This window comes from Phocaeicola coprophilus DSM 18228 = JCM 13818 (assembly GCF_000157915.1).
In the GTDB taxonomy this organism is placed as follows: Bacteria; Bacteroidota; Bacteroidia; order Bacteroidales; family Bacteroidaceae; genus Phocaeicola; species Phocaeicola coprophilus.
Genome location: NZ_EQ973651.1, coordinates 156255 through 161409, shown reverse-complemented (window position 1 = coordinate 161409; position 5155 = coordinate 156255). Strand labels below are relative to the sequence as shown.

General features: G+C 44.4%; 4 protein-coding genes and 1 pseudogene. 3 read left to right on the top strand and 2 right to left on the bottom strand.

The window, feature by feature from the left end; translation table 11 throughout:
* A pseudogene (locus tag BACCOPRO_RS16575) lies at window positions 1-209 on the bottom strand (CapA family protein); the annotation flags it as partial.
* Between the two features lie 7 nt (window positions 210-216).
* Window positions 217-1098 carry a bifunctional methylenetetrahydrofolate dehydrogenase/methenyltetrahydrofolate cyclohydrolase FolD gene (gene folD / locus BACCOPRO_RS16570; protein ID WP_008145419.1) on the bottom strand — a complete coding sequence of 294 codons (882 nt, stop codon included), beginning with the start codon at window positions 1096-1098 and terminating at the stop codon, window positions 217-219.
* Window positions 1099-1321: 223 nt separating this feature from the next.
* On the opposite strand from folD, the gene BACCOPRO_RS16565 reads away from it, so the two are divergent.
* The 3 genes from BACCOPRO_RS16565 to dnaA form a co-directional block, all read left to right on the top strand.
* A complete protein-coding gene (locus BACCOPRO_RS16565) occupies window positions 1322-2521 on the top strand; it encodes an N-acetylmuramoyl-L-alanine amidase family protein (protein ID WP_373920412.1) in 1200 nt (399 codons plus the stop codon).
* 7 nt (window positions 2522-2528) lie between these two features.
* Window positions 2529-3416 carry an MlaD family protein gene (locus tag BACCOPRO_RS16560; protein WP_008145415.1) on the top strand — a complete coding sequence of 296 codons (888 nt, stop codon included), beginning with the start codon at window positions 2529-2531 and terminating at the stop codon, window positions 3414-3416.
* 332 nt (window positions 3417-3748) lie between these two features.
* A partial coding sequence (dnaA, locus tag BACCOPRO_RS16555; RefSeq protein ID WP_008145413.1) for a chromosomal replication initiator protein DnaA occupies window positions 3749-5155 on the top strand: 1407 nt, incomplete at its 3' end.

Sequence of the window (5155 nt, the reverse complement as noted above, 5' to 3'; positions counted from 1 at the left end):
TTTGCAAATTCCGGACTCACCCAACGGAAGCAGTCTGTATAATCATAACTTCCGTCCGGCATACGCGCAGCATCAAGCTGTGCCTGATGCTGCATCAGGTCACCTATAAAAAGTAGAGACAGAGAGTCGGCCCCCTTAGCAAAAACTCCCGCTGCCGACAGCCAGGTGACCATCGGCAACAGGAGTTTGTATATTCGGAATCTGTTCACCTTCCAATTACTGGTAAATAGCCTTCTTTCCGGCCAGCAAGGTATTCTTCATCAACGACACAATCGTCATCGGTCCTACTCCTCCGGGTACAGGCGTAATGAATGAACACTTCGGGGCCACTTCATCAAAGCGGACATCTCCAGTCAGCTTGAAACCGGACTTGCGGGTTGCATCCGGAACACGGGTCGTACCGACATCAATCACAACGGCTCCTTCCTTTACCATATCGGCCGTAACAAAGTTGGGCTGGCCCATGGCAGCTATCAGAATATCAGCTTCCCGGCATTCCTCCACCAGATTACGGCTCCGGCTATGACATACGGTCACTGTTGCATCTCCCGGATATGCCTTTTGCATCATCAGCACAGCCATCGGCTTGCCCACAATGTTACTACGCCCCAGCACAACACATTTCTTTCCCTGTGTCTCAATATGATAACGTTTCAATAATTCCAGAATGCCATTGGGAGTTGCTGATACATAACAGGGCAGACCGATTGACAGACGTCCGACATTGATCGGATGGAAACCATCCACATCTTTGCGGTAATCAATCGTTTCAATCACTTTCTGTTCTGAAATATGTTTCGGCAAGGGAAGCTGTACAATGAATCCGTCCACATCGGGATCTTCATTCAGTTCACGTACCTTCGCCAGAAGTTCATCTTCCGTTACATCGGCCTCAAAACGAATCAGACTCGACTTGAACCCGCATACTTCACAAGCCTTTACCTTGGCTGCCACGTAAGTCTCGCTACCGCCGTCATGACCAACCAGTATAGCAGCCAGATGAGGACGCTTGCCGCCCTTAGCCACTATTTCAGCCACTTCGGCTGCTATCTCCTGCTTCACCTGCTCAGAAATAGCCTTTCCGTCAATCAGTGTCATATTCTATATCTGTTTTATTATTCAATAACGATTCAGACAAAGATAGGCAAAATCGAGCAAACCGCTTGCTTTTTTCCCTGTTTTTATGGGCGTTATTTCCCGAAATACACATTTATTAATATACGACAAGCCGAGATAACCAAAAAACTATTAACTTTGTACCCGTAAATAAATTATGCGGACATCTAAATTCAACATACTATATATCATTGGGTTCTGCCTGATGGCTTGTTTATTCCCAATCCATTTGTTGGCTGAGAACGGCAAAACTTTTACCGTTGTCATTGACGCCGGACACGGGGGGAATGACGCTGGAGCAATTGGCCGGAAAGGACGGGAAAAGAATATCAATCTCAATGTAGCCCTGAAACTGGGACGGATGATACAGGACAACTGTAGTGATACACGGGTGGTCTATACACGCAAAAACGATGTTTTTGTCCCCCTGCACCGCCGTGCCGAAATAGCCAACAACGCCAAAGCAGACTTGTTTATTTCCATCCATACCAACTCCGTGGCTTCCAGAAAAAGTCAGGTATTCGGAGCAGAAACCTACACATTAGGTTTGCACCGTACAGAAGAAAATCTGGAAGTAGCCAAGAAAGAAAACTCGGTGATCCTGATCGAGGACGACTACAAGCAGCAATATGCAGGATTTAATCCCAATTCGTCAGAAAGCTACATTATCTTTGAGTTTCTTCAGGACAAGAATATGAAACAAAGTGTCAACTTCGCTCAGCTCATTCAGAAGCAGTTCCGGGTCAGCAAACGGGTTGACAAAGGAGTACATCAGGCCGGATTTCTGGTATTGAGGGCAACTTCTATGCCCAGCGTACTCGTTGAACTGGGATATATTTCCAACCCGACAGAAGAAGCATACCTGCTGTCATCCAACGGAACATCCACTCTGGCAAAAAGCATCTACCAGGCATTCCTGCGATACAAACAGGAACAGGGATTCAATGCCGGAAAGCCTCTCAGCCAGTCTTTCCCGGCTGAAGATGAGCCTGCAACAGAATCAGCGTCAGATGTTCTCACTGCGGACCTGACAGAAGAGTCTCTCCCTCCTGTTGAGACAGTCGAAAGCGCCGCTGCTCCTGTTGAGATTTCTACCCCGGCAACCAAAGCCTCCAGCCGGAACAACCGCACAGAAAAGCCTGTATTCAAAATACAGATTCTGACTTCCGACCGCGTTCTTCCAGCCAGAAGCCAACAATTCAAAGGACTTTCACCCGTAAACCATTATAAGGAAAACGGTATCGTTAAATATACATACGGAGAAGACACGGACTACAACCATATCCTCCGACTAAAACAGACCAAGGTGGATGCCAAGTTCAAGGATGCATTTATCATTGCTTTCAAGAACGGAAAAAAAATGAATATTAACCAAGCAATTAAAGAGTTTAAACAAAACAGATAATCAAGACATGAAGAAAGAAGTAAAAATAGGTTTAGCCGGAATAGCCTCGCTGCTTATCCTCTTTTTCGGAATCAACTACCTGAAAGGTGTTAATATGTTCAAGCCGGAAAGCTATTATTATGTGGAATTCACCAACATCAACGGACTGGCTACTTCAAGCCCGGTATTTGCCAACGGCTTGAAAGTAGGACTTGTGCGTGACATACAATATAACTACCAGAAGCCCGGCCACGTTGTTGTGGGTATTGAAATGGATCAGGCAATGCGCATTCCGAAAGGGAGCCGTGCAGAACTGGTAACTGAAATGCTGGGAACCGTCAAAATGAATATGCTGCTCAACCACGAAGGTCAGGAATACTACAATCCGGGAGACACGCTGGTGGGAGAAGCCAATGAAGGAATCATGGGAGCTGCAGAAAAGGACCTGCTCCCCAAACTGACACAAATGATGCCTAAGATGGACTCTATCCTGAGTTCATTGAACACGTTGCTGGCAGATCCGGCTTTAGCCAAAACTCTGCATAACGCAGAACAGCTGACAGCTTCTCTGAACGCAACCAGCCGCCAGCTACACACTCTGATGAGCAACGATATTCCACAGCTAACCGGAAACGTTACGGCAATCACTGAAGACCTGAAGGTGATCAGCGGCAATCTGAAGAATGTAAACTATGCAGCAACCTTTACAAAAATCGATTCAACCCTGCAAAATGTACGCCTGTTGACCGACAAGCTGAACCGCAAGGACAATTCACTCGGATTGTTGCTGAATGATCCTGAACTATACAACAATCTGAACGCAACTTCAGCCAACGCGGCCAGTCTGCTTAAGGATTTGCAGGAACATCCCAAACGCTACGTACACTTCTCTCTTTTTGGCAAGAAAGACAAGTAAGAAATACACTATATAGAATTTATCTAAATAATAAAGAATTGGCTTATCTTCTATTACAACCATTATAAAAAACTGATAATAAGAAGATAAGCCAATTTCATCAGTCTTCTTCCCTAAAAAGAAACAAAAGGATAACCATTTGAGAAACAATAAGTTTCAAAAAAACAAGAGTCAACTCACAAAAAGAGTCTTTAACACATTTGTAACATTTTAAAAACCAAACATTTATAATACATTCAGAAAAAGCAAGCAAAAAGGGATTTGTTTTTCTGAAATTTCATTCCGAAATTTGCAAACGTAGAAATTTCGCTTTATTAAATAATAACGCACGTATGATTGAAAATAATCAAGCAATTGTGTTGTGGAACCGTTGTCTGAACTTCATTAAAGACAACATCAACAATGCAAGAGCTTTTGAGACTTGGTTTGAGCCTATCGTACCTTTGAAATACGAGAATAAGGCATTGACGATTGGCGTCCCCAGTCCTTTCTTCTATGAATATCTGGAAGAAAAGTATGTGGGATTGCTGCGTGCCGCCATCTATAAAGAAATAGGTGAAGGTACGGAGTTGATGTATTCCATTCTTACCGACAAGACAAACCACATAACCGTCAATATGGAAGGGACAAAGCGTTCATCTGCTTTGCCTCCTCAAGCGCCTGTACACAATGCCAACAAGGCGCCCAACCCATTACAAGCTGCGGCTCCCCAAGATCTGGATCCGCATCTGAACCCGAATTACAATTTTGAAAACTTCATCAAAGGTACCAGCAACGAATTCTCAAGAACCGTGGCTGAAACTGTAGCCCAGAATCCGGCGCGAACTTTCAACCCGCTCTTCCTGTATGGTCCGTCTGGTGTGGGAAAAACACACCTGATCAATGCGATTGGTACCCGTATCAAAGAACTTTATCCTGAGAAACGTGTGTTGTATGTTTCAGCACATCTGTTCCAGGTACAGTATACTGACTCAGTACGAACAAATCATTTCAATGATTTTATCAGTTTCTATCAGACGATTGACGTCCTGATCATTGATGATATTCAGGAATTTGCGGGTGTTACCAAAACGCAGAACACATTCTTCCACATATTCAACCATCTGCATCAGAACGGCAAGCAACTGATATTGACTTCCGACCGTGCTCCCGTTATGCTGCAAGGGATGGAAGACCGACTGCTGACACGCTTCAAATGGGGATTGGTGGCTGAACTGGAAAAACCGGATATCGAACTGCGCAAGAACATTCTGCGCAACAAGATCCGCCGGGATGGACTGACCATTCCAGAATCAGTGATCTGCTATATTGCGGAAAACGTCAACGAAAGCGTGCGTGAACTGGAAGGTATTGTCAACTCACTGCTGGCACAATCTATCTTGTTAAAACGAGAAATCAACCTGGATTTGGCTCAACGTATTGTCCGTAAAGCTGTACGCTGCGCTGAAGTTAAGGCTGTAACCATCGATGATATCATCGAAAAGGTTTGTGCTCACTACAAGATTGACACCTCAGCTATCCATACAAAAACCCGTAAACGTGAAGTTGTACAAGTACGTCAGGTTGCCATGTATCTGGCAAAGAAACATACAGAAACATCTTCTTCCAAAATCGGTCAGCTGATTGGAAACAAGGACCATGCAACCGTATTGCATGCCTGCAAGACTGTAAAAGATCAGTTGGAAGTGGATAAAGAATTTAAAGCAGAAATTGAAGAAATAGAAGTTGGATTAAAACTG